This is a genomic window from Lysinibacillus sp. NPDC097214 (assembly GCF_050277945.1).
Classification (GTDB): domain Bacteria; phylum Bacillota; class Bacilli; order Bacillales_A; family Planococcaceae; genus Lysinibacillus; species Lysinibacillus xylanilyticus_B.
This window is the reverse complement of sequence record NZ_JBNNSS010000002.1, coordinates 527,487-547,964: the sequence shown is the minus strand read 5'-3', so window position 1 is coordinate 547,964 and position 20,478 is coordinate 527,487. Positions and strand designations below refer to the sequence as shown.

The 20,478-nt window shown below is 38.5% G+C and carries 22 protein-coding genes; 16 read left to right on the top strand and 6 right to left on the bottom strand.

From position 1 onward, the window contains the following. From aroA to ACQKMI_RS06430, 9 genes are all read left to right on the top strand, one after another. Window positions 1–1,287: a 3-phosphoshikimate 1-carboxyvinyltransferase gene (gene aroA / locus ACQKMI_RS06470; RefSeq protein WP_427487820.1), complete on the top strand. Its 1,287-nt coding sequence runs from the start codon at window positions 1–3 to the stop codon at window positions 1,285–1,287. A gap of 287 nt (window positions 1,288–1,574) precedes the next feature. After that, window positions 1,575–2,843: a tetratricopeptide repeat protein gene (locus ACQKMI_RS06465; protein WP_427487819.1), complete on the top strand. Its 1,269-nt coding sequence runs from the start codon at window positions 1,575–1,577 to the stop codon at window positions 2,841–2,843. 14 nt (window positions 2,844–2,857) lie between these two features. Beyond that, window positions 2,858–3,415, top strand: coding sequence for a ReoY family proteolytic degradation factor (locus ACQKMI_RS06460; RefSeq protein WP_053593562.1), 558 nt, complete (start codon window positions 2,858–2,860; stop codon window positions 3,413–3,415). A gap of 382 nt (window positions 3,416–3,797) precedes the next feature. After that, complete coding sequence (locus tag ACQKMI_RS06455) at window positions 3,798–4,247, top strand: DUF2487 family protein (RefSeq protein WP_427487818.1); 450 nt, start codon at window positions 3,798–3,800, stop codon at window positions 4,245–4,247. 154 nt (window positions 4,248–4,401) lie between these two features. Next, entirely contained in the window at window positions 4,402–4,908 is a 507-nt protein-coding gene (locus tag ACQKMI_RS06450) for a ubiquinol-cytochrome c reductase iron-sulfur subunit (RefSeq protein ID WP_427487817.1), read from the top strand. A gap of 14 nt (window positions 4,909–4,922) precedes the next feature. After that, window positions 4,923–5,597 (top strand): menaquinol-cytochrome c reductase cytochrome b subunit, encoded by a 675-nt coding sequence (gene qcrB / locus ACQKMI_RS06445; RefSeq protein ID WP_323649245.1) that lies wholly within the window; start codon window positions 4,923–4,925, stop codon window positions 5,595–5,597. 42 nt (window positions 5,598–5,639) lie between these two features. Continuing rightward, window positions 5,640–6,434, top strand: coding sequence for a c-type cytochrome (locus tag ACQKMI_RS06440; protein ID WP_427487816.1), 795 nt, complete (start codon window positions 5,640–5,642; stop codon window positions 6,432–6,434). 679 nt (window positions 6,435–7,113) lie between these two features. Next, the gene (locus tag ACQKMI_RS06435; RefSeq protein ID WP_427487815.1) at window positions 7,114–7,710 is read left to right on the top strand and encodes a DUF1405 domain-containing protein; all 597 of its coding nucleotides are present in this window, start codon (window positions 7,114–7,116) and stop codon (window positions 7,708–7,710) included. A 60-nt stretch (window positions 7,711–7,770) separates the two neighbouring features. After that, window positions 7,771–8,445: a zinc metallopeptidase gene (locus ACQKMI_RS06430; protein ID WP_248719165.1), complete on the top strand. Its 675-nt coding sequence runs from the start codon at window positions 7,771–7,773 to the stop codon at window positions 8,443–8,445. A gap of 137 nt (window positions 8,446–8,582) precedes the next feature. On the opposite strand, the gene ACQKMI_RS06425 is transcribed toward ACQKMI_RS06430, so the two are convergent. After that, complete coding sequence (locus ACQKMI_RS06425) at window positions 8,583–9,452, bottom strand: YitT family protein (RefSeq protein ID WP_427487814.1); 870 nt, start codon at window positions 9,450–9,452, stop codon at window positions 8,583–8,585. Window positions 9,453–9,567: 115 nt separating this feature from the next. Here ACQKMI_RS06425 and ACQKMI_RS06420 point away from each other — a divergent pair, with 115 nt between their 5' ends. From ACQKMI_RS06420 to ACQKMI_RS06395, 6 genes are all read left to right on the top strand, one after another. Further along, complete coding sequence (locus ACQKMI_RS06420; RefSeq protein WP_427487813.1) at window positions 9,568–9,903, top strand: nucleotide pyrophosphohydrolase; 336 nt, start codon at window positions 9,568–9,570, stop codon at window positions 9,901–9,903. Beyond that, entirely contained in the window at window positions 9,903–10,700 is a 798-nt protein-coding gene (dapB, locus tag ACQKMI_RS06415) for a 4-hydroxy-tetrahydrodipicolinate reductase (protein WP_427487812.1), read from the top strand. The genes ACQKMI_RS06420 and dapB overlap by 1 nt, the downstream gene beginning before the upstream one ends. A gap of 19 nt (window positions 10,701–10,719) precedes the next feature. Further along, entirely contained in the window at window positions 10,720–11,124 is a 405-nt protein-coding gene (mgsA, locus tag ACQKMI_RS06410; RefSeq protein ID WP_427416681.1) for a methylglyoxal synthase, read from the top strand. Window positions 11,125–11,157: 33 nt separating this feature from the next. Further along, window positions 11,158–12,303, top strand: coding sequence for an N-acetyl-alpha-D-glucosaminyl L-malate synthase BshA (gene bshA, locus ACQKMI_RS06405; protein ID WP_427487811.1), 1,146 nt, complete (start codon window positions 11,158–11,160; stop codon window positions 12,301–12,303). Then, window positions 12,290–13,468 (top strand): CCA tRNA nucleotidyltransferase, encoded by a 1,179-nt coding sequence (locus ACQKMI_RS06400; protein ID WP_427487810.1) that lies wholly within the window; start codon window positions 12,290–12,292, stop codon window positions 13,466–13,468. The genes bshA and ACQKMI_RS06400 overlap by 14 nt, the downstream gene beginning before the upstream one ends. A gap of 484 nt (window positions 13,469–13,952) precedes the next feature. Further along, a complete protein-coding gene (locus tag ACQKMI_RS06395; RefSeq protein ID WP_427487809.1) occupies window positions 13,953–14,936 on the top strand; it encodes a biotin--[acetyl-CoA-carboxylase] ligase in 984 nt (327 codons plus the stop codon). Between the two features lie 305 nt (window positions 14,937–15,241). Here the strand turns inward: ACQKMI_RS06395 and ACQKMI_RS06390 are convergent, their stop codons facing one another. From ACQKMI_RS06390 to ACQKMI_RS06370, 5 genes are all read right to left on the bottom strand, one after another. Next, window positions 15,242–15,766, bottom strand: coding sequence for an N-acetyltransferase family protein (locus ACQKMI_RS06390; protein ID WP_427487808.1), 525 nt, complete (start codon window positions 15,764–15,766; stop codon window positions 15,242–15,244). A gap of 321 nt (window positions 15,767–16,087) precedes the next feature. Next, window positions 16,088–16,708 (bottom strand): hypothetical protein, encoded by a 621-nt coding sequence (locus tag ACQKMI_RS06385; protein WP_427487807.1) that lies wholly within the window; start codon window positions 16,706–16,708, stop codon window positions 16,088–16,090. A 1,120-nt stretch (window positions 16,709–17,828) separates the two neighbouring features. Continuing rightward, window positions 17,829–18,662, bottom strand: a complete 834-nt coding sequence (locus tag ACQKMI_RS06380) for a DUF4097 family beta strand repeat-containing protein (protein WP_427487806.1) — start codon at window positions 18,660–18,662, stop codon at window positions 17,829–17,831. Continuing rightward, window positions 18,662–19,267: a DUF1700 domain-containing protein gene (locus tag ACQKMI_RS06375; protein WP_427487805.1), complete on the bottom strand. Its 606-nt coding sequence runs from the start codon at window positions 19,265–19,267 to the stop codon at window positions 18,662–18,664. Before ACQKMI_RS06375 ends, ACQKMI_RS06380 begins: the two co-directional genes overlap by 1 nt. Continuing rightward, window positions 19,260–19,580: a PadR family transcriptional regulator gene (locus ACQKMI_RS06370; RefSeq protein WP_386846171.1), complete on the bottom strand. Its 321-nt coding sequence runs from the start codon at window positions 19,578–19,580 to the stop codon at window positions 19,260–19,262. Before ACQKMI_RS06370 ends, ACQKMI_RS06375 begins: the two co-directional genes overlap by 8 nt. 225 nt (window positions 19,581–19,805) lie before the next feature. Between ACQKMI_RS06370 and ACQKMI_RS06365 the strand changes: the two genes are divergently transcribed. After that, window positions 19,806–20,477, top strand: coding sequence for a TetR/AcrR family transcriptional regulator (locus ACQKMI_RS06365; protein ID WP_427487804.1), 672 nt, complete (start codon window positions 19,806–19,808; stop codon window positions 20,475–20,477). Window position 20,478: the final 1 nt, after the last annotated feature.

Genomic DNA, 20,478 nt, shown 5'->3' with positions numbered 1-20,478 from the left:
ATGAGTGAAAAAGTATTACAATATGATAAACCTTCCTTACAAGGGACTTTAACGATTCCAGGTGATAAATCTGTTTCTCACCGTTCTGTTATGTTTGGAGCTATTGCAACGGGTAAAACGACAGTTGAGGGCTTTTTATTAGGTGAGGATTGTTTGAGTACAATTGATTGCTTCCGAAAGCTCGGTGTAAAAATTGACGTGGAAGGAACAAATGTATCTATCGACAGTCCAGGCATAGAGGGGTGGCAAGAGCCTACAGAGGTACTATACACAGGAAACTCTGGTACGACGACACGTTTGATGCTTGGGATTCTAGCTGGATCTAACTTACATTCAGTAATGACAGGGGATGCGTCCATTGGAAAACGACCGATGCGCCGTGTTATTGATCCGTTACGTCAAATGGATGCACACATTACCGGAAGGGCAGATGGACAATATACACCATTAGCCATTCAAGGTACAACATTACAAGCTATTGATTACCACATGCCTGTCGCAAGTGCACAGGTGAAGTCAGCTATTTTACTTGCGGGTTTACGTGCTGAAGGCACTACAATTGTGCGAGAAACTGAAGTTTCTCGAGATCATACGGAGAGAATGCTACGTCAATTTGGTGCACAGGTTGACGAGTTGGATGGTGTTATTACATTACAAGGAGGACAAACTCTAACTGGGACGCATGTTTCTGTTCCTGGTGATATTTCATCAGCAGCCTTTTTCTTAGTAGCCGGAGCTATTTGTGAAGGTAGTAAAATAACGCTAGAAAATGTCGGAATTAATCCAACACGTGATGGTATTATCGAAGTGCTTCATAATATGGGCGCATCTATAACATTAATGCCGAATGAAGATAGCCAATCAGAGCCGACAGCAACAATTACAATTGAAACTTCAGTATTAAAAGGAACTACAATTGAAGGAGATATTATTCCTCGTCTTATCGATGAAATCCCGATTCTTGCTTTATTAGCAACGCAGGCAAACGGCAAAACGATTATTAAGGATGCCGAGGAGTTAAAGGTGAAGGAAACAGACCGGATAACGGCTGTAGTGGATGAATTGAAAAAACTAGGTGCTTCTATTGAAGCGACTGAGGATGGAATGATTATTGAAGGACCAACTCCATTACATGGTGCTCGCCTCAAAACATACGGTGATCATCGTATAGGAATGATGGGCGCTGTAGCTGCACTAATAACAGATGGGTCTGTAACTTTAGATGATGCAGAATGTATTGCGGTTTCTTACCCATCGTTTTTCGAGCATATAGAGGAAGTAAAGTAAGGTCTATCTTTAACACTCTGACTGTGGTTAGATGAATGCGGTTGCGGTTCCTTTTTAGTGGATGTACCAAACGCCTACTGAAATAGAGGAACTTTGTAAGGATGCTACGTCCTGTGGCATTACCGACATCTTGTCGGCACTCGTGCAGACCTGGGCACAACTCAAAATCCGGACGTAATGACGCCAAGGCGAAATTAATCCTGACTCTCCAAGTCTTTTGGGGAGTTTTTTCTTGTTTCGAAAGAAAATGTTTTGTAGCATAAAGATATTAATGAAAGAATAGGTGAATGACTGTGAACAATGCGATGACTGAAATAATGCAAGCACTTGAACAAGGAGACTTAGCATTAATTGAACAGCTACTTGAATCATTTTTAACGAAGGAGCTACCAGAGGAAATTTATACGCTAGCTGAAGTGTTTATGCAGTATGGGTATATGAAGGAAGCTGACCGTGTACTGGAGCATTTACAATTTTTATTCCCGGAAGAGGCACAGTTGAAAATTGATCGTGCAAACGTCTTAATGGAACTTGGCGCTGAAGATGAAGCGCTAGATTTTTTATTAGAAATTGAGGAGACATCTCCAGAATATCCCCAAGCATTATTAGTATTAGCAGATTATTATCAAATGCAAGGATTATTCGAAGTAGCAGAAATGCGCATTAATGAGGCACTATCTATATTACCAGAGGAGCCATTATTACAATTTGCTAAAGCGGAGCTTTTATTTGAAACGGGTCGTTTTTTAGAGGCTGCGAGACTATATGAAGAATTGTATGAACAACAAGTTGAATTTGCTGGGATAAGTCTTGTTGAACGACTTGCTGAGGTGTATCGTGCTGGAGCTGCCTATGAAACGGCTTTAGATTACTATTTAAAAGCACTTGACGATGAAGTAAAGCCGGATGTTTTATTTGGTGCTGCGTATTCGGCCTTTCAATCTCGAAAATATGAAATGGCCATTAAACAATTAGAAGAATTAAAAGAATTAGATCCTGATTATTTTTCTGCCTATTTATTGCTTGCTGAAAGCTATGCCATGACGGAGGACAATACAAAAGCTTACGCGGCCATTCTTGAAGGTTTAAAGCGTGATGAATATGATAAATCCTTATATTTATTCGCAGGTAAAATGGCTTTGAAAACGGGTTTGCCAGCTGAGGGTGAACAGCATCTACGTGAAGCTATTGCCTTAGATCCTGAATACATGGAGGCAGTATTGTCATTAATCTCTGTGTTGGCACAGCAAGAGCGTCATGAGGATGTAATAGAATTATTTGAAGAGTTGCAAAAAAATGATTTTGAATGGAGCACCTTATACCCATTTGCTGCGGTTGCATATGAAAATTTAGAATTGTACGACCGTGCATACGAATTTTACCGTTTGGCATATAATGATTTTAAGGAAGACGCAGCATTTTTAGAAAAATATGTTTATTTCTTATTAGAAGAAGGAAAGCGTTCAGAAGCTAAAGAAGTACTCGGTCATTTAATAACTATTCAGCCGGGTGAACTAGAGTGGCAAGAGAAGTTAGAAACCTTAGAATTTGAGTAAAGGAGGGAGTGGGTATGACTGCTTCTGTATCAGTTGTCGATAAAAAAGCATTTGTTAGATGGTTTTTAAAGAATTATCAATTGAAACGTCGTGAATGTGTATGGATTTTGAATTACTTATTAAGCAACGATGAGTTATTAAAACGAATTCGATTTGTTGAAGAAGCTCACTATTGCCCTAGAGCAATGGTAATGTCAACAGTTGACTCAACTGGTGTGCCATTTCGTTTTTACAAAGGTAATGTAATGACAGCAGATGCTGAGAAATCTTTCCATGATTTACGCTTACATGAACATGAAGATATGTATATACAATTGAATTTTCCTAATGTACCACCAAGTGCACAATACTTAGCAGTTCTTGAAGAAAACCCTTATATGCCGGAAGCACTTATTGTCAGTGAAAAAGATCGTTTACTGGCAGAAGAGCTGCTTTCCAACAGCTTACTCGTATTCCAAGAAGAAAAATTACTCGCGCAAATTGATGAAGCTCTTGATCAGGGAGATGAAGAGCGATTTTATGAATTGTCAAATTTGTTACAAGCTCTAAAGGAAACAGCTAATTTACGTTAGTTAAAGGCAAAAATTGAATGTCCTTTATCTACCTCAATATGATAACATAACAAGTGAATGATTGTTTTCACTTTTTATTGGCTATCCTATTGAAGAGTGGAGAAGGGCATTTTTTTTATCTTCATTCAGTGGGTGTACAAAACCCCATTGAAATAAAGAACCCAGTCTAAGAATGCCACGTCCTGTGGCAACGACTGAGTGACCAACATTATGTTGTTGTTGTTGCTGACGCTACGCTTTCGCACAGACAAAACCTTTTGCTGATGCTGCGTTAGCACTACGCTTCAAAAAACATTTGTTGGCCTAAAGCCCTGGCGGATGTCACGGATATTGAATTACGCCAAAGCGAAATTGATTTATGCAACAAGAGGAGGTTTGTAAGATGTATTTTAATGCAAGCGATGTGACATCGTTTATGGCACAGAAGGAATTTATCGATACAGCAATTGTTCCACTCGTAACCGTCGATTTATCTCCTGAAAAAATGAAACAGAGTGGTACAGAGGCGGATTTTTTGTTATCGCTTACATCTTTTATCGAACAACAGTTTAAAGGTCGTCTTTTACTGATGCCACCATTTTCGTATAGTGCAACATTAAAAAACGAAGATATGCCGAAGGAATTAGAGGCACAATTACATAATGCTGGTTTTAAGCATGTGTTCTTCATTACTTGTGACCATTTTTGGACAAATATTGGAGAAGAAATAAATGTAGTTTGGCTACCAGCGATTCCGTTAGAAAGTATGGATAAAGGTGTGAAAAGCTCTATTCTCGAAGATCAATTGCGACAAGTGATTCCGATGCTTTCGACCAAATGGGCACAGATTTAACAATTTGTTTCAATAAATGTTCACATTCTCCAGCTTTCCACAGAATGCTATATTGACCAAGCTATGGACTTGATATATCATAGATATGTCCTAGTATTACTATTTGTAAAAGAATGTCCGTTGGACTGACCTTTAAGTTAGAGGGGGGAAAAAAATGAGTAATAATCGAGTTTCACGTCGTCAATTCCTAAGCTATACACTAACTGGTGTAGGTGGCTTTATGGCGGCAGGTATGCTGATGCCGATGCTTCGCTTTGCAGTTGACCCATTATTACAAAAACATGATGGTGGGAATTTTATAAAGACAGAGCATAAAATCGCTGATATTACTGACAAACCAGTTAAAGTTGACTTAAAATTTGAACAAGTTGACGCATGGTACAAATCAGAAGTAACAAACGTTGCTTGGGTTTACAAAGATGGCGATCAAATCGTTGCATTATCTCCTGTTTGTAAGCATTTAGGATGTATGGTTGGCTGGGAAGAAGATACAAAACATCCAAATCAATTCTTCTGTCCTTGTCACGCTGGACGTTACGAGAAAAATGGTAAAAACGTACCAGGTACACCGCCTACAGGTCCGTTGGATGAATACGAAGTTAAAGAAGAAGATGGTTACTTATCGCTTGGTCCAACTAAAGCAAATACTCTAGTTAAGTAAGGGGGTACAAAACAGTGCTAAATAAAATTTATGATTGGGTCGATGAACGCTTAGATATTACACCTATTTGGCGTGATATTGCCGACCACGAAGTGCCAGAGCACGTGAACCCTGCACATCATTTTTCAGCATTCGTTTACTGTTTCGGAGGATTAACTTTCTTCATCACAGTGATTCAAATACTATCTGGTATGTTCTTAACAATGTACTATGTACCAGACGTAGTGAATGCTTGGAAATCAGTTTATTATTTACAAAACGAAGTAGCATTTGGTGAAATCGTACGCGGTATGCACCACTGGGGAGCTTCATTAGTAATCGTAATGATGTTCTTACATACTCTTCGTGTATTCTTTACAGGTTCTTATAAGAAACCTCGTGAATTAAACTGGATGGTTGGTGTAGGTATTTTTGGTGTAATGATGGGTCTTGGTTTTACAGGATACTTATTACCATGGGATATGAAAGCATTATTCGCTACTAAAGTAGGTATCGAAATTGCTGCATCTGTACCGTTTATCGGTGGATGGATTAAAATCTTATTAGCGGGTGACTCAACTATTCTTGGGGCTCAAACGTTAACACGATTCTTTGCGATTCATGTATTCTTCTTACCTGCAGTATTGTTTGGGTTACTTGCAGCACACTTTATCATGATTCGTCGTCAAGGAATTTCAGGGCCGTTGTAATAGTTCTTGACGGTTCGATGATTTTTTAAAGGAGGGGACATAATGCATCGCGGAAAAGGAATGAAATTTGTTGGTGATTCTCGTATTAAAGCGAATCACAAAATGCCGAACGTTCCAAAGGATTATTCCGAATATCCAGGTAAGACGGAAGCTTTCTGGCCGAACTTCTTACTAAAAGAATGGATGGTTGGTGCTGTATTTTTAATAGCTTATTTAATATTAACAGTTGCACATCCATCACCTCTTGAAGGACCAGCTGATCCAACAAGAGCATACGTGCCATTACCGGACTGGTACTTCTTATTCATGTATCAATTATTAAAATACTCATATGCTTCAGGTCCATATAATGTTATTGGAGCAATCGTAATTCCAGGTCTTGCATTTGGAGCGCTATTATTAATGCCATTTTTAGATAAAAGTCCAGAGCGTCGTCCATCTAAACGCCCATTACCAACAGCGTTTATGTTATTAACGTTGGCTGCTATGTTCTACTTAACATGGGAGTCAGTTGTTAACCATGACTGGGAAGCTCAAAAAGCAATGGGTGCAATTATTGAAGAAGTTGATGTTGATATTGATGAATCACTTCCAGGATTTGCGATTTGGAATGGTGACTCAGGTGACCAAGCTAAATCTTGTATCGGCTGTCATGCTGCTGATTTAAATGGTGGCCCAGCTGCTCCAAAATTACTTGGTAATACACTAACGGCTGAAGAAGTTGAAGATATTATTCATAATGGTCGTGGTGGAATGCCAGCCGGTCAATTCCACGGTACAGACGAAGAAGCGAAGCAATTAGCTGAATTTATTGCGAGCTTAAAGGCTAAGGAATAAGATTTGTTTTAAAAGAGTCAGGAAACTGGCTCTTTTTTTCTGCTAGTATAATAATGTGACTGTTACAGCTTCAAAAAAGTTCCCGCAAAATATATTATTGCTTCAATAATATTTGTTAGGAGTTACATACTATTTAAAATAGAGATAAATGTCCAGTCACTCCTGCGGAAAAGTGGCCAGTCAAGATTGTTTCTATGAACAAACCGAGAAGGCTAGGCGGTAAGTTGCCGAAAAAGGCGGGGAAGTCACCAGAATTTATGTAGGCGCTTTGCCAAAATACACGCTAGTTGCTACAAAGTGTGTAACACCCCAACTTTTGATGTAGTCTATTTAAGGGAATGTTAGAAACAAAGCTCATCTACAAAAGTAAGGGATGACATTGTATATAAGTTGATTGGAGCGAGCAACGCGAGTGAAAAGGCTCATCGGACGCCCCCAGGAAACTCTGCTCTGCGCGAAAGCGAAGCGTCAGCGGCAAATGTTTTAACTGTGCGAAAGCGAAGCGGCAGCAACAAAGCGCCCAGTCGGAACGGAAATCAACCTTACATTATGGTTAGGAGCAAAAAAATTCTGCCAATATTCAATATTGAAAGAATGTGGCAAATTAAAGACAATCTTATACATAATAACAGTTAAAAAAGGCATCTTAGTAAAGACAGAAGATAAAGGAGTTTTAATTATGCAAATTACACGTGCAAATGTCTGGTATCTCCTTACGCATAAGTCATTTTTAATACTTTTACTTATTATCAATCTATTAGGAACTATTTACGGTTATTATTGGTACGGATGGCAGCTTGCCATCACAAAGCCTATTTTTTATATTTTTGTGCCGGATAGCCCGACAGCCAGCTTATTCTTTTGCTTTGTATTGTTAGCTTGGATTATGGGCAAAAAATGGCCGCTAATGGAAGTACTAGCACTGATAACATTAGTAAAGTATGGATTATGGGCTGACGTGATGAATATTTGGACGTTGATTGAGACTGGATCTATTGGGTGGCAAGGCTGGATGCTTGTAGGCTCGCATTTTATGATGGCCTTCCAATCAATTCTGTATCTTGGTAAATATGTTTTTTCATATTGGCATATTGCCGTGGCAGCTGTATGGACATTGCATAATGATGTAATTGATTATGTATTTGGCCAAATGCCGATGTATCGTGATTTAGCAGATTATACAAGCTATATTGGCTATTTTACTTTTTGGTTATCGGTTGCATGCATTTTTCTAGCGGTCTTCTCAATTAGGTGGCGCAAATATTTGCCGAATTAAGTAATTGATTATAGAATTATAGTATAGAGATAGAAAGGGGTTAGAAAATTGTCAACAGGTATGTATATTGTTTATTTTGCAATAATAATGCTACTGCCGCTTTATGCACAGATGAAAGTAAAGGGCACGTATAATAAGTTTGCAAAAGAACGTACAATGAAGGGACAAACAGGTGCAGAGGTAGCGCGTGCGATTTTAGATGCAAACGGCTTATATGATGTACGAGTTGTTCCAACACAAGGTGTGTTGTCTGATCACTATAATCCGGCGACAAAAACAGTTGCTTTATCGGAAAGTAACTTTTATGAGGCGAGTATTGCTGGAGCTGCAGTTGCTGCCCACGAGGTTGGCCATGCCATCCAACATAAAGAAGCTTATTCAATGCTGACATTACGTAGTAAGCTAGTGCCAGTTGCAAATATTTCATCAAATATGTCTTGGATATTTGTCATGATTGGTATTTTTGCAAGTAGTGCAAATATGTTACTTTTAGGTATCGTATTATTGGCTGCAGGTGTAGTTTTCCAATTAGTAACGTTACCAGTAGAGTTTGATGCATCAAAGCGTGCATTAGTGCAAATGAATTCTCTAGGGATTATTACAAATGAAGAAGAGCGTCCAGCGCGCAAAGTGTTAAGTGCAGCAGCATTAACATATGTTGCCGCAGCAGCAGTAGCTGTATTAGAATTATTACGTTTAGTATTAATCTTTACAAATATGCGAAGTGACGACTAATTAAAAAAACTTGTTGTAGTGGTATTTCACTATAGCAAGTTTTTTAATCCGTCAAACTGTGGTATTACAATTTAATATGTAAAAAAAAGCCTACCTCAACGAATGTTTTATTCGAAAGAGCAGGCAAATTGTTCATTTTAATGGAGCGGTTGTTTTTGGTCGTCGAGCGTGAAGCCTTCTCCTGCCACATCCCGTACTTCTATTATAGAGACGAACGCGTGAGGATCGACCTCATAAACAATAGATTTTAAACGTACAACCTCATTGCGACCAATGACACAATAAATAACTTCCTTGTGTTGTTTCGTAAAATGGCCATGACCTTCAAGTATAGTAATGCCGCGTTCCATTCGTAATGCAATCATTTCAGCAATGGCGCTAGATTTTTCAGATATAATAAGTGCTCCACGTGCTGCATATGCTCCTTCTTGAACAAAATCAATGACGCGTGCGCCAACAAATACCGCGACAAGGGTATACATCATAGAGCGTGCATCTAAAAACGTTATCCATGACAGTGTAATGACAATTGCGTCAAATAGAAACATCGTTTTACCCATACTCCAGCCAAAATATTTATGCCCAAGGCGAGCTAAAATATCTACACCGCCAGTTGTACCACCGAAGCGAAAAACGATACCGAGCCCTAGTCCAACAAAAACCCCTGCAAAAAGAGCAACAAGTAGCAAATCATCCTCTAAATGAATCGTAAATTGATACTTTTGGAAAACTTTTAGGAAAACTGAAACAGATAAAGTTCCAACGAGCGTATAAATAAATGATTTTTTCCCAAGTAAACGATAACCAATAATAAACATAGGAATGTTTAATAGTAAATTCATGAAGGCAGGGTCCCAACCTAGTGTAAAATAAAGTATAAGTGTAATCCCACTTAGGCCACCTTCACCGAGTTGGTTTTGCATGTTGAAGTGGACGAAGCCGAAGCTAAAAATTGCAGCTCCGAGCATTATTGCGATGATATTGCTGATTTTGATCTGTTTTAACATATGACCTCCTGTAGTCCCAAACAAATGAAGTAGTGCTATCTATTATCTGACATTTTATTGTTTTTGACAACAATGGTGTAAATTTTATACGATGGTAAGTAGGAGTGTGATTTAAATGACTGAACAAGTGACAATGCAAGCTTTACAGCAGCGTGTAGATGATTATATAGGACAATTTAAGGAAGGTTATTTCCCACCATTTGAGTTATTGGCTCGTCTAACTGAGGAGCTTGGTGAATTGTCTCGCGAGGTGCAGGACGTTTATGGGCAAAAAAAGAAAAAGAGTACAGAGAATGCTAACAGTATTGAAGAAGAATTAGGTGACTTTTTCTTTGTTTTAGTTTGCTTTGCAAATGCGCAAGGCATTAAATTAGATGAAGCACTTTTACGAGTTATACATAAATTTGAAACAAGGGATAAAGATCGTTGGACTAGAAAGGATGATGAATAATGTCAATTCGTGTAGCTATTGCAGGACCTAGGGGAAAGATGGGGGCTGAGGCTGTACATACAGTTATGAAGCATGACAAAATGGAATTAGTAGCTGTACTAGATTATAAGGAAGTAGGAAAAACACTAGCTGATTTGGAAATGTTTCCGGCAAGTTATACGGCTCCAATCTTTACAGATTTGTCAGAGCTTGTAGAGGCAACTGCACCTGACATATTAGTTGATTTAACAAGCCCGCATGCAGTATATAAACATACTAAAGAAGCCTTGAATTTAAATGTACGACCTGTAATTGGTACAACGGGCTTTACAGATGCACAACTAGTGGAATTATCAGCAATGGCTAAAGAAAAAGAGCTTGGCTGCATTATTGCTCCAAACTTTGCGATAGGGGCAATCCTTATGATGAAGTTTGCTAAGGAAGCGGCAAAATATTTACCTGATGTTGAAATTATTGAAATGCACCACGATCAAAAGCTAGATGCACCATCTGGAACAGCTGTTAAAACAGCACAATTGATTCAGGAGGTGCGAGCACAAAAAATGCAAGGACATCCAGAGGAGAAAGAAACACTTGAGGGTGCAAGAGGGGCAGAATTGGATGGCATGCGTCTTCACTCTGTTCGTTTACCAGGTTTAGTGGCACACCAGCAAGTGTTATTTGGTGGAGACGGACAGCTTTTAACAATTCGCCATGATTCGTTAAACCGTAATTCTTTTATGTCTGGTGTAGCATTTTGCATAGAAGAAGTCATGAAAATGGATCAACTTGTATATGGTTTAGAAAACATCATCTAAAGATTGGGATGGAAGCTTTATGAAAATCGCATTAATTGCACATGATCGCAAAAAAGATAATTTAGTACAGTTTGCTATTGCTTACCGAGATATTTTAAATGAGCATACGTTGTTTGCTACAGGTACAACAGGACAGCGTGTTATTGAAGCTACAGGCTTAGAGGTAACACGTTTCCGTTCTGGACCACTCGGTGGTGATCAACAAATTGGCGCAATGATTGCCAATAATGAAATGGACATGGTCATTTTTTTCCGTGATCCTTTAACAGCACAACCACATGAGCCAGATGTTTCAGCACTGATCCGTCTTTGTGATGTTTACCAAGTGCCACTGGCTACGAATATGGGCACTGCAGAAATATTACTAAAAGGCCTACAAGAAGGCTTTGTGGATTGGAGACTGATTCAAGAAGGACGAAATTAAAAAAAGACGTGATTTAGAAAGGATGATAATCGAATGAAAAAGCTAAAAATTGGCATTACCTGTTATCCAACTGTTGGAGGCTCTGGTGTTATTGCAACAGAATTAGGAAAAATGCTTGCAGAGAGAGGGCACGAGATTCATTTCATCACCTCAAGCGTACCATTTCGATTGAATAAAATTTATCCAACCGTCTTTTTCCATGAAGTAGAAGTTAATAATTATTCAGTATTTCAATATTCGCCATATGATATAGCATTAGCGAGTAAAATGGCGGACGTGATTAAGGATGAAGAGCTAGATGTGCTTCATGTGCATTATGCAATACCACATGCTGTCTGTGCTGTCTTAGCACGTGAAATGAGTGGTCGTGACATTGGGATTGTCACAACGCTACACGGTACAGATATTTCGGTACTTGGGCAGGATTCCACCCTTTCACAGGCAATTAAGTATGGCATTGACAAATCTGATATCGTTACAACAGTGTCAGAGGCATTAAAACAACAAACCTATGAGCTTATTGATACAGTAAAGCCGATTAATACGATTTACAACTTTGTTGATGAACGTGAATACTTCCCACGCAATCTAGGGAGCCTAAAGGAACAATTCGGAATTGAAGAAGACGAAAAAGTTATTATTCACGTATCTAACTTCCGTAAAATTAAGAATCTTCCTCATATAATAGACGCATTTATGAAGATTCGTGCAAACATGAAGGCAAAGCTTTTGCTTGTAGGAGATGGTCCTGAAAAGCATCGGGTAATGGATCAAGTAAAGGAAAGTCCCTACATGAAGGATGTTCTATTTTTAGGTAAACAAGAAAATTTGGCTGAATTGTATGCAATCAGTGACCTTAAATTATTACTTTCACAGCAAGAATCATTCGGGCTAGTCTTACTTGAAGCAATGGCTTGTGGTGTACCTTGTATCGGATCAGCTGTAGGCGGTATTCCAGAAGTCATTGAGCATGGTGTAGATGGCTATATAGTGGAATTAGGTGATACGGACGCAGTGGCAGAATATGCCGTGAACCTATTGAAGGATGAAGAGCAATTACAACGTTTCCGTGAGGCAGCCATCCGTGCTGTTGATGAAAAATTCCATTCATCTAAAATTGTAGAACAATATGAAAAATTGTATGAAAAGGTTGCTGAAAGAAATCATGCAAAACAATAAAGAATGGCAAGCAGCCTATTCAGTTATTGAACAACTAGAAAACGCGGGCTTTGAAGCAGTAATCGTCGGTGGTGCGGTACGAGATGCAATACTCGGTCGCCCTGCCCATGATGTAGATGTTGCAACAAATGCCATGCCAGACGAAGTAAAATCTGTCTTTAATCACACGGTTGATATAGGGATTCAGCATGGGACGGTACTTGTTATCGTGCCAGCTGGATCGGTGGAGGTAACGACATATCGCACGGACGGGGAATATACGGATCACCGTAGACCAGAGGAAGTGCAATTTGTACGTTCGCTAAAAGATGATCTACAGCGCCGAGACTTTACGATGAATGCCATAGCGATGCGTCGTGATGGCTCTTTTGTTGATTTTTACGGGGGGCGCCAAGATATTGAGGCTGGTGTCATTCGAGCTGTAGGTGATGCACAGAAACGCTTTTCGGAAGATGCATTACGAATGCTACGAGCCGTACGTTTTTCAGCACAGCTTGGTTTTCTAATTGAAGCAGAAACCTTGCAAGCAATGCAGGACAAGGCTGATACTATTTCTTGGATTGCGAAGGAGCGCATAAAGGCAGAGCTCGATAAGCTATGGGTAGGACAACATGTTTTTAACGGTATAAAAAAGCTTGAGGAAAGTGGCTTAGTGAATTATTTGGGTGGTACTTTTCAAGCTGATGACTGGTGTGAATTTATCACTCAGGACAAGCTACTAGGATGGGCATATTTTGCAGTGTTACAGGGTGATCATTGGCGAGAAGTGCTAGGTGACTATCGTTTATCGAATAAGGAAATGGCATTTGTAAAAGCTGTATTAGCAGCTTTAAAAGCTTTAAAAAATGGCTGGACGAATATGGATTACTTTTCGCATTCACAACAGGAACTCGAGACAGCTTGTTATTTTGCGGAGCTGAGACAGCTTGACGTTCAAAGGTCACAACAAAGTATTTATGAAATACAGACGAATCTCCCAATTAGACACAAGCAGGAGCTAATTGTAAAAGGTACGGATTTAATAAAATGGTCCGGAAAAAAAGGTGGACCATGGGTAAAAGAATCGTTGCAGGCAGTGCTTGAAGCTGTTGTCAATGGAGAGCTTCAAAATGACCGACAGCAGATAAAGAATTGGATAGAACATGATTATTTCAAAAAAGAATGATACACTCTGATTTTTATCATGTCTGTATTACAAGGAACCGTCTTAAAAAATGAATGAGACGGTTCCTTATTAATTTAAGCTTTATTTTTTGATTCTATAATATTTTTTGCTTATCACCAAAAGTTGGAGGTGACAATTGTTAAAACGCATACCATGTATATTAGTTGATTGTAGTGGAGGCTGGGCGACTCCTTGGGGATCAGCAATAGGGGAACGAAGGCTAAAAGCATCACATCCTGTGATAACGCCTTCGTGACCAACATAGTGTTGGCCCGACGCCCCCAGGAAAGCGCCCAGCCGGAACGGAAATCAACCCTACGTTATGATGGTGTTCCAACGATCGGAAATAGTTAAAAATAACGAATAACTAGTAGCTAGATATTTGATGATAGATTGTGGTCAATTGTCATAATTTACAGTATGATAAATACAAATTGATTCAATATTTTGCAAGCAAATAAGAGTTTATTAAAGGATTGATAGCATGAGTATTTCAATGAAGGATGAAATTTTAAAAAGAATATTAGCTGCTAATGGTGAAGCAGTTTCGGGTCAGGAGCTAGCGGATTCCCTTGGAGTATCACGTACAGCTGTATGGAAACATATGCAGTCGCTACAGGAGGAAGGCTATACGTTTGAAACTGTAAAGAAAAAGGGCTATGTACTGACTGGTGTGCCAAATAGCTTAAGTCCAACACAAATTGAACTATTTTTAAATACGGAACGCTTTGGACGTGAAATTCATTATTTTGATGTTGTAGATTCAACACAAATAATCGCCCACAGGCTTGCACAGGAAGGCGCTCCACATGGTACGATTATAATCGGTGAGGAGCAAACTGCCGGTCGTGGTCGTATGGCGCGTCCATGGGAATCTGCAAATGGCACAGGTATTTGGATGACTGTTATTGTGAGACCAGATGTCACTCCTCAACAAGCTTCATCGTATACACTTGTCGTAGCAGTTGCAGTTACAATGGCTATTAAAACATTATATAAACATATTGAGCCAGCCATTAAATGGCCAAATGATTTGCTCATTAAAAGTAAAAAATGTACTGGTATATTAACAGAAATGCAGGCTGAGGCTGACCGTGTACAAGCATTGCTAGTAGGTATAGGTATTAATGCAAACCAAGTCGAATCAGATTTCTCACCGGAAATCGCTGATATTGCCACATCTTTACGTATAGAAGCGGGTGAGGAAATTAATCGTGCTGCCCTTGTCGCATCCATTTTACAATACCTAGAACAATTCACGGAATTATACGTGAAGGAAGGCTTTGCTAGCATTAAAAAGCTATGGGAACAAATGTCATGTACGATTGGACAACGTATTGAAGTAACAACTTTACGTGGGCGCTTTGAAGGCATTGCCAGTGGGATTACCGACGAAGGTGTACTACAGCTAACAGAGGATAATGGCACAGTCCGGACAATTTATGCTGGAGATATAAAAATTTTATAGAAACATACACTACAATTTGCACTTACTTATCTAACAAGAACGTATATTTTCAAATCTAAAAATATACGTTCTTTCATATTTTTCGAAATACATTTAGCTCCGTATATTTTTTTCTCGTTTGTAGTCTTGTCTAAAGAAGATCAGAGAAAGTATTAGTAAAATTATTGGAAGAAAAAAGAACCCAGAGTCATATTTAATTGAATGCTCCATTTTTAGTCCGAACAAATAAATGAATAATGAAAAAGAGACCGATAAAGAGATTGTTCCCGCTATAGTTTTCATTACTTGCCCCCAATAAAAAACTTTTATTTTATTTTTTCTATTAACTTATCTATATCATTCCATACATAAATAAGTTCTTCTACTATTTTTCCACCAATTTTAATTTCGATGTTATTTACATATTGTGCACCATAATATTCATAGAAATAACGTGTTTTATTTTCTGCTAATACTTCGACAAATACTTTTTCGTATCCTTTTTGTTTAAAATAGGTGAATATTTCTTTGAGTAGTTGTTTCCCGATTCCCTTTCCATGATATTCTTCTAAAAGATAGATAGAAGTTAAATCAGTTGAATTTGGTACAGATTTAGTCTTTCGTGTGCCACCAGTTGCAAAGCCGATTATTTCTCCTTGTTCATTTTCAGCCACCAATACATAATTCGTAGCATCTGAAATATTCTTCTTCCATAGCTCTGTTCGCTGCTCGTAAGATAACCTATTCAAAAAATCATCTGGCAAAATGCCTTGATAAGTTGTTTGCCAACTATCAACATGTACTTTTCCAATACTTTGAGCATCTCGAATGTTTGCTTTTCTAATTTTCATATTGATCACCTCGAAAGTCGCATTTTATCCCCAATGATTACGGACGTTTCTGACCCGATTCACCTCGGAGTCCTCCTTAAATTACAAAAAATGATTACAATCACCTACCACTACATAGGAGTAGGACTATCATATAACGAATGGAAAATCCTTACTAATGCGAGAGTGATCATATAAAATTCTTACTAAAAGGCATTATCACAAGGGTATAAATTCTACCTTCTAGGTACTGGAAAACGAAATGTTCAAGGAAGGAAATCTTTAAGGATGTTGTGCCGCTATTAAGGAGAGAGGAATGCTGTTCTAGCCTTAGGCCTAAGGTTATTTGGATCCATTCTTAGCCCTGTTCAGAAGACTATGACCTGTAATCCAAACTACCACTCCGGTCCCCCACAATATCAGAGCCGAGCTAAAACCAACAGATGTCCACCATAACATAATTTGGTGATTTCCCCAGGTCACTTTTACAGGTAAAGTAAACAGCGTGATTGCCGAAAACAGACAAAGAAGTGAACCCGAAAAATAATAGAGATTGACCTGGAAAAGGTGCGCTAGGGGAAAGAAATGAGCACCGACAATAAGAGCCATAACAGGAACAAACAAATCCAAGTGATTGGTAGATCCACAAATTGCGGCGGCGGCGTATATCAACACACCTTCTAAACCGAAAATAATACCGAACCACATATTTTTTCGTTTCCAACGATGAGAATCCTCTTCCGCCATCTCGTTTGATAATCTTTTTGATTTCAATATCAATACGATTCCTCCAACAAGCAGTACGATACCAATCAACAGGGATAAGATCAATAGCCAGAGAAATCCCCAGCCCTGCAATCCTTTAATTCCAATTCCTGCCCACAGAGTACCGAAAAATGCCATGAAGATAACGCCAAAAGCTGTCCCGCGCACAGCAGCTCTAGGAATGATGGTTTGCGACATATCATGAACCCCTCACTTTCAATTTCATTTTAACTTCTTTCAGCAAATGTTTTCGTAGCGAAAGTGAAACGTCAGCTACAAATGTTTTCGTAGCGAAAGTGAAACGTCAGCTACAAATGTTTTCGCAGCGAAAGTGAAACGTCAGTTACAGAAGTCTCCCACCCCTAAGGTGGAGGGATGAATGCGGATTAAGCTACTTTTCAGCGGGTGTCTAAACATCCGCTGAAAAAGAGCAACTCAGGCTAAGACCTTCACATCCTGTGAAAACGCCTGAGTGAAAGTGTAGTGAATCCACATCAACGTACAAGATATTTTTGCTTTCACCGTTGGGACTACGAATTGAGCCTATTCAATAACCAGTGGATACACTGGTGTTCGTAGGAATCCCTCATTTCAACTTTGGCTAAGTGGGGGGAGTTCAATACTAATCTCTAATAGAATATGTATACTAACACCTCAGTAATAGTATGAAATGGCAGAGAAATTTTTGTACATCTTTATTCAAGCCGAAATGTACATCGTTAAATTAGCATTTATATTCAGGAAGAGGAAATAAATGAAAAGCGAATATGTACAAATTGATAATACCAAAGATGAAACCCACAAATTATTTACTGGACTAGGATTTATTATTAGGAGGTATGAAAGTGGTGGAGTAGTATGTTAACTTCTTTCAGCAAGTGTTTTCGTAGCGAAAGTGAAACGTCAGCTACAAGTGTTTTCGTAGCGAAAGTGAAACGTCAGCTACAAGTGTTTTCGTAGCGAAAGTGAAACGTCAGCTACAAATGTCTTTTGCACCGAAAGCGTAGCGACAGGTATAGAAGTCACCCACCTCTATAGGTGGTGAGATGAATGTGGATTTAAGCTACTTTTCAGCGGGTGTCCAAACACCCGCTGAAAAAGAGGAACTCAGGCTAAGACCTTTACATCCTGTGAAATCGCCTGAGTGACCAACATCGTGTTGTGCTGCCGCTTCGCTTTCGCACAGACAAAATCTTTTGTTGCTGCCGCTTCGCTTTCGCGCAAAAAAACATCTGCAGGCCTAAGCACAAAGTCGATTCCGGACGCAATTATGCCGAGGCATAATGGATTAATAAATGGATGAATTTTGTAGCCTTCTTTATTTCAACGTTAATTGTAAGTCACCATAAGAAAGTGTTACTTTTAGCTGGTTATCACCTTTATAAGATTGCGATACCTTGTTATTTTGTTCATTCTTATCAACTGTAAGATCCCCGAAATCTGTTTGTAATTCATAGCCAAGCTCACCTTTTTTATTTTGTAAGTGAAGCGTAGTATCTCCGAAGTTAGACGTAATAGTGGATGAACCATTTAATGTTCCATCAATGTTAATATCACCATGTTCACTTTCGGCAACGAAGCCATTACTTGAAAATTGTTGTAGCTTCATATCACCAAAAGATTGTGTAATCTCTGTTTTATCACCAGTAGTGTCTTTAAATAGTATGTCTCCAAAGTCTTCAATTAGAGTAAACTCCTGATAATTCAGACCACGAATGGTTGTATCCCCAAAATTACTATCGAGGACAACGGTTTTCAATTTTACATCTGAAGGAACATAGATTTTGATGGAAGGAGTTCTGAAGCTACCAAATCCGAATTGTAAACCATTCTTTTTCTTGCTCTTTGTTTCAACAGTTAATGTATGATCTTTCAAACTGTACGTCACATCATCATCTTTAATAACATTTGTTTCTAAAGCAAAACGATCACTAGCAACAATTTCAACATCTCCATAGTGATTGATAACATTGATGTTAGTGAAATCATCTAGTTTATAGGAATTGTTTACTAGTGTATTGTTCTCTGGCAATTGAATGCCTTCATCAGTTAACATAAAACTCCATTTTCCACCAGAGAAATAACCGACGAGAGCTAACAGTATGCCGAAAGCAATCATAGTAATGGCGATATGGGTATGTCGAGACGTCATTAGTATTCCTCCTTCCGCTTCTTCGTTATTTTATGGAATAGTTTACCTAATGCTTCGACACAAACAACAACGATTGTTTTGATCAAACGAGCAACAATTGGGAATAGCAGGATGCCGAGACCTGTTACAATAAAGCCAACACCCATAAAGAGTATCGCTGTCGGCCAGTGCTGAGTTAAAATGAAGAAGCCTGTAATAAGTGCAACGATCCCACCGAAAAAGATACTTAATACAGTTGCGATAATCGCAATGATAACGCTGAATATAACTGCTCCAAATGAAAAAATAAGTGCTATAGCAACAACAAGTAACGGTAATGAAAGTGGGGCAGATAATATTGCTAGAATGATAAGCCAAATCGCAGACATATTTTTCTTAGTCGAAGTCGAAGTTGAGGTAGCTTCTAAATCCTTTAATGCATAGTCCGCCATTATTTGTGATGCAACATGAGAAGGGGACCCTAGCTGTTGAATGACCCGCTTTTCATTTTCCTCTCCTGCTTCATCGAAATATTCCTCATAATAGGCAAGCGCAGCATCAATCTCATGCGCTGGAAGACGTTGTAATTTCCCCCTTAGCTTTTTCAAATAGCTTGCTCTATTCATCCTTTTTCCCTCCTATAAGTACACAATCGACCATTTCTTTATACTTTTGCCATTCTTTTAATAGCTCCAGTAATCGTATTCGACCTTGATCAGTAATTTGGTAATAGCGTCTATTCCTGCCTTGGTAAGGCTGATCGTAGGTTGTTAAGCAATTTGCTTTTTGTAAACGACGTAATACTGGGTACAGCGTAGATTCTGATATATCCATCACAGATTGTATTTGCTGTGTTAATGAGTAGCCGTAAGCATCTTCTTTATCGACGATGGCTAATACACAAGCGTCAAGTAAAGCTGAGCCAAGCTGAAATGTCATCTTTTCTCACCTCACAATAGTTTACCTATACAAGGTTTTATATTATACGTCGTATAGTATGGTGGAAGTATATTACATATAACATTAATTGTCAAATTTTATTAAAAAGTTCAAGAAGTAAAAAACAAAAGTGACTGCAGTGTCATTTTTAATTGACAATAAAAGGTATATTGATTACAATTAAAATGACACTAGTGTCATTTTAATTGTTTGGAGGTAGAGATAATGCCAAAGGTAAGCCGTGAATATGTACAGGAAAAGAAAAACAGCATTTTAGAGGCAGCCACAGCAGTATGTAAAGTGAAGCCGCTCTATGACATTACGATGAGGGATATTATTAAAACGTCAGGAGTAAGTCAGGGTGGGATTTATCGTTATTATTCAGACTTAGATGAAATACTTATTGATGTTATTAATCAAGTAAATGCTAATGCAGACTATAAACATATTATCGATGAAATTACAGTTACGAGTCATTCTCCTACAAAAACAATCATTAAATTATTTAATTTTCTTGGAGAGTACATGAAGGAAAACGTATCAACAGTTGGAAAAATCCAATTTGAGCTGACGATTTTATGTGCTAACAATCCAGATAGACAAAAGAAAATTTTATCAAATATTGTGGAGAATGAAAGTGGGCAATATTTGATGCAACAAATTTTTCATTCAATCCAAAAGGGGATCTATTCTGGATGTTTTCAGCTTGAAATTTCGATAGAGGATCTATCTACTTTTATGATGACATCCATTGATGGCATTGTGAGAGACGTTGTCTTGCAAAAATGTTACGGGATGTTCCAAAGTAAACATGTGGAGTTAGACGAAATTCGTTTGATGAATACACTTTGTAATTCTGTACTATTACTATTGGGTACGAAAAAAGGGGAGGATTAAA

What these genes read in the sequence shown, in the direction of transcription:
- aroA (WP_427487820.1), top strand. Translation starts at nt 1, where the DNA reads ATGAGTGAAAAAGTATTACAATATGATAAACCTTCCTTACAAGGGACT.
- ACQKMI_RS06465 (WP_427487819.1), top strand. Translation starts at nt 1,575, where the DNA reads ATGACTGTGAACAATGCGATGACTGAAATAATGCAAGCACTTGAACAA.
- ACQKMI_RS06460 (WP_053593562.1), top strand. Translation starts at nt 2,858, where the DNA reads ATGACTGCTTCTGTATCAGTTGTCGATAAAAAAGCATTTGTTAGATGG.
- ACQKMI_RS06455 (WP_427487818.1), top strand. Translation starts at nt 3,798, where the DNA reads ATGTATTTTAATGCAAGCGATGTGACATCGTTTATGGCACAGAAGGAA.
- ACQKMI_RS06450 (WP_427487817.1), top strand. Translation starts at nt 4,402, where the DNA reads ATGAGTAATAATCGAGTTTCACGTCGTCAATTCCTAAGCTATACACTA.
- ACQKMI_RS06440 (WP_427487816.1), top strand. Translation starts at nt 5,640, where the DNA reads ATGCATCGCGGAAAAGGAATGAAATTTGTTGGTGATTCTCGTATTAAA.
- ACQKMI_RS06435 (WP_427487815.1), top strand. Translation starts at nt 7,114, where the DNA reads ATGCAAATTACACGTGCAAATGTCTGGTATCTCCTTACGCATAAGTCA.
- ACQKMI_RS06430 (WP_248719165.1), top strand. Translation starts at nt 7,771, where the DNA reads ATGTATATTGTTTATTTTGCAATAATAATGCTACTGCCGCTTTATGCA.
- ACQKMI_RS06425 (WP_427487814.1), bottom strand. Translation starts at nt 9,452, where the DNA reads ATGTTAAAACAGATCAAAATCAGCAATATCATCGCAATAATGCTCGGA.
- ACQKMI_RS06420 (WP_427487813.1), top strand. Translation starts at nt 9,568, where the DNA reads ATGACTGAACAAGTGACAATGCAAGCTTTACAGCAGCGTGTAGATGAT.
- dapB (WP_427487812.1), top strand. Translation starts at nt 9,903, where the DNA reads ATGTCAATTCGTGTAGCTATTGCAGGACCTAGGGGAAAGATGGGGGCT.
- mgsA (WP_427416681.1), top strand. Translation starts at nt 10,720, where the DNA reads ATGAAAATCGCATTAATTGCACATGATCGCAAAAAAGATAATTTAGTA.
- bshA (WP_427487811.1), top strand. Translation starts at nt 11,158, where the DNA reads ATGAAAAAGCTAAAAATTGGCATTACCTGTTATCCAACTGTTGGAGGC.
- ACQKMI_RS06400 (WP_427487810.1), top strand. Translation starts at nt 12,290, where the DNA reads ATGCAAAACAATAAAGAATGGCAAGCAGCCTATTCAGTTATTGAACAA.
- ACQKMI_RS06395 (WP_427487809.1), top strand. Translation starts at nt 13,953, where the DNA reads ATGAGTATTTCAATGAAGGATGAAATTTTAAAAAGAATATTAGCTGCT.
- ACQKMI_RS06390 (WP_427487808.1), bottom strand. Translation starts at nt 15,766, where the DNA reads ATGAAAATTAGAAAAGCAAACATTCGAGATGCTCAAAGTATTGGAAAA.
- ACQKMI_RS06385 (WP_427487807.1), bottom strand. Translation starts at nt 16,708, where the DNA reads ATGTCGCAAACCATCATTCCTAGAGCTGCTGTGCGCGGGACAGCTTTT.
- ACQKMI_RS06380 (WP_427487806.1), bottom strand. Translation starts at nt 18,662, where the DNA reads ATGACGTCTCGACATACCCATATCGCCATTACTATGATTGCTTTCGGC.
- ACQKMI_RS06375 (WP_427487805.1), bottom strand. Translation starts at nt 19,267, where the DNA reads ATGAATAGAGCAAGCTATTTGAAAAAGCTAAGGGGGAAATTACAACGT.
- ACQKMI_RS06370 (WP_386846171.1), bottom strand. Translation starts at nt 19,580, where the DNA reads ATGACATTTCAGCTTGGCTCAGCTTTACTTGACGCTTGTGTATTAGCC.
- ACQKMI_RS06365 (WP_427487804.1), top strand. Translation starts at nt 19,806, where the DNA reads ATGCCAAAGGTAAGCCGTGAATATGTACAGGAAAAGAAAAACAGCATT.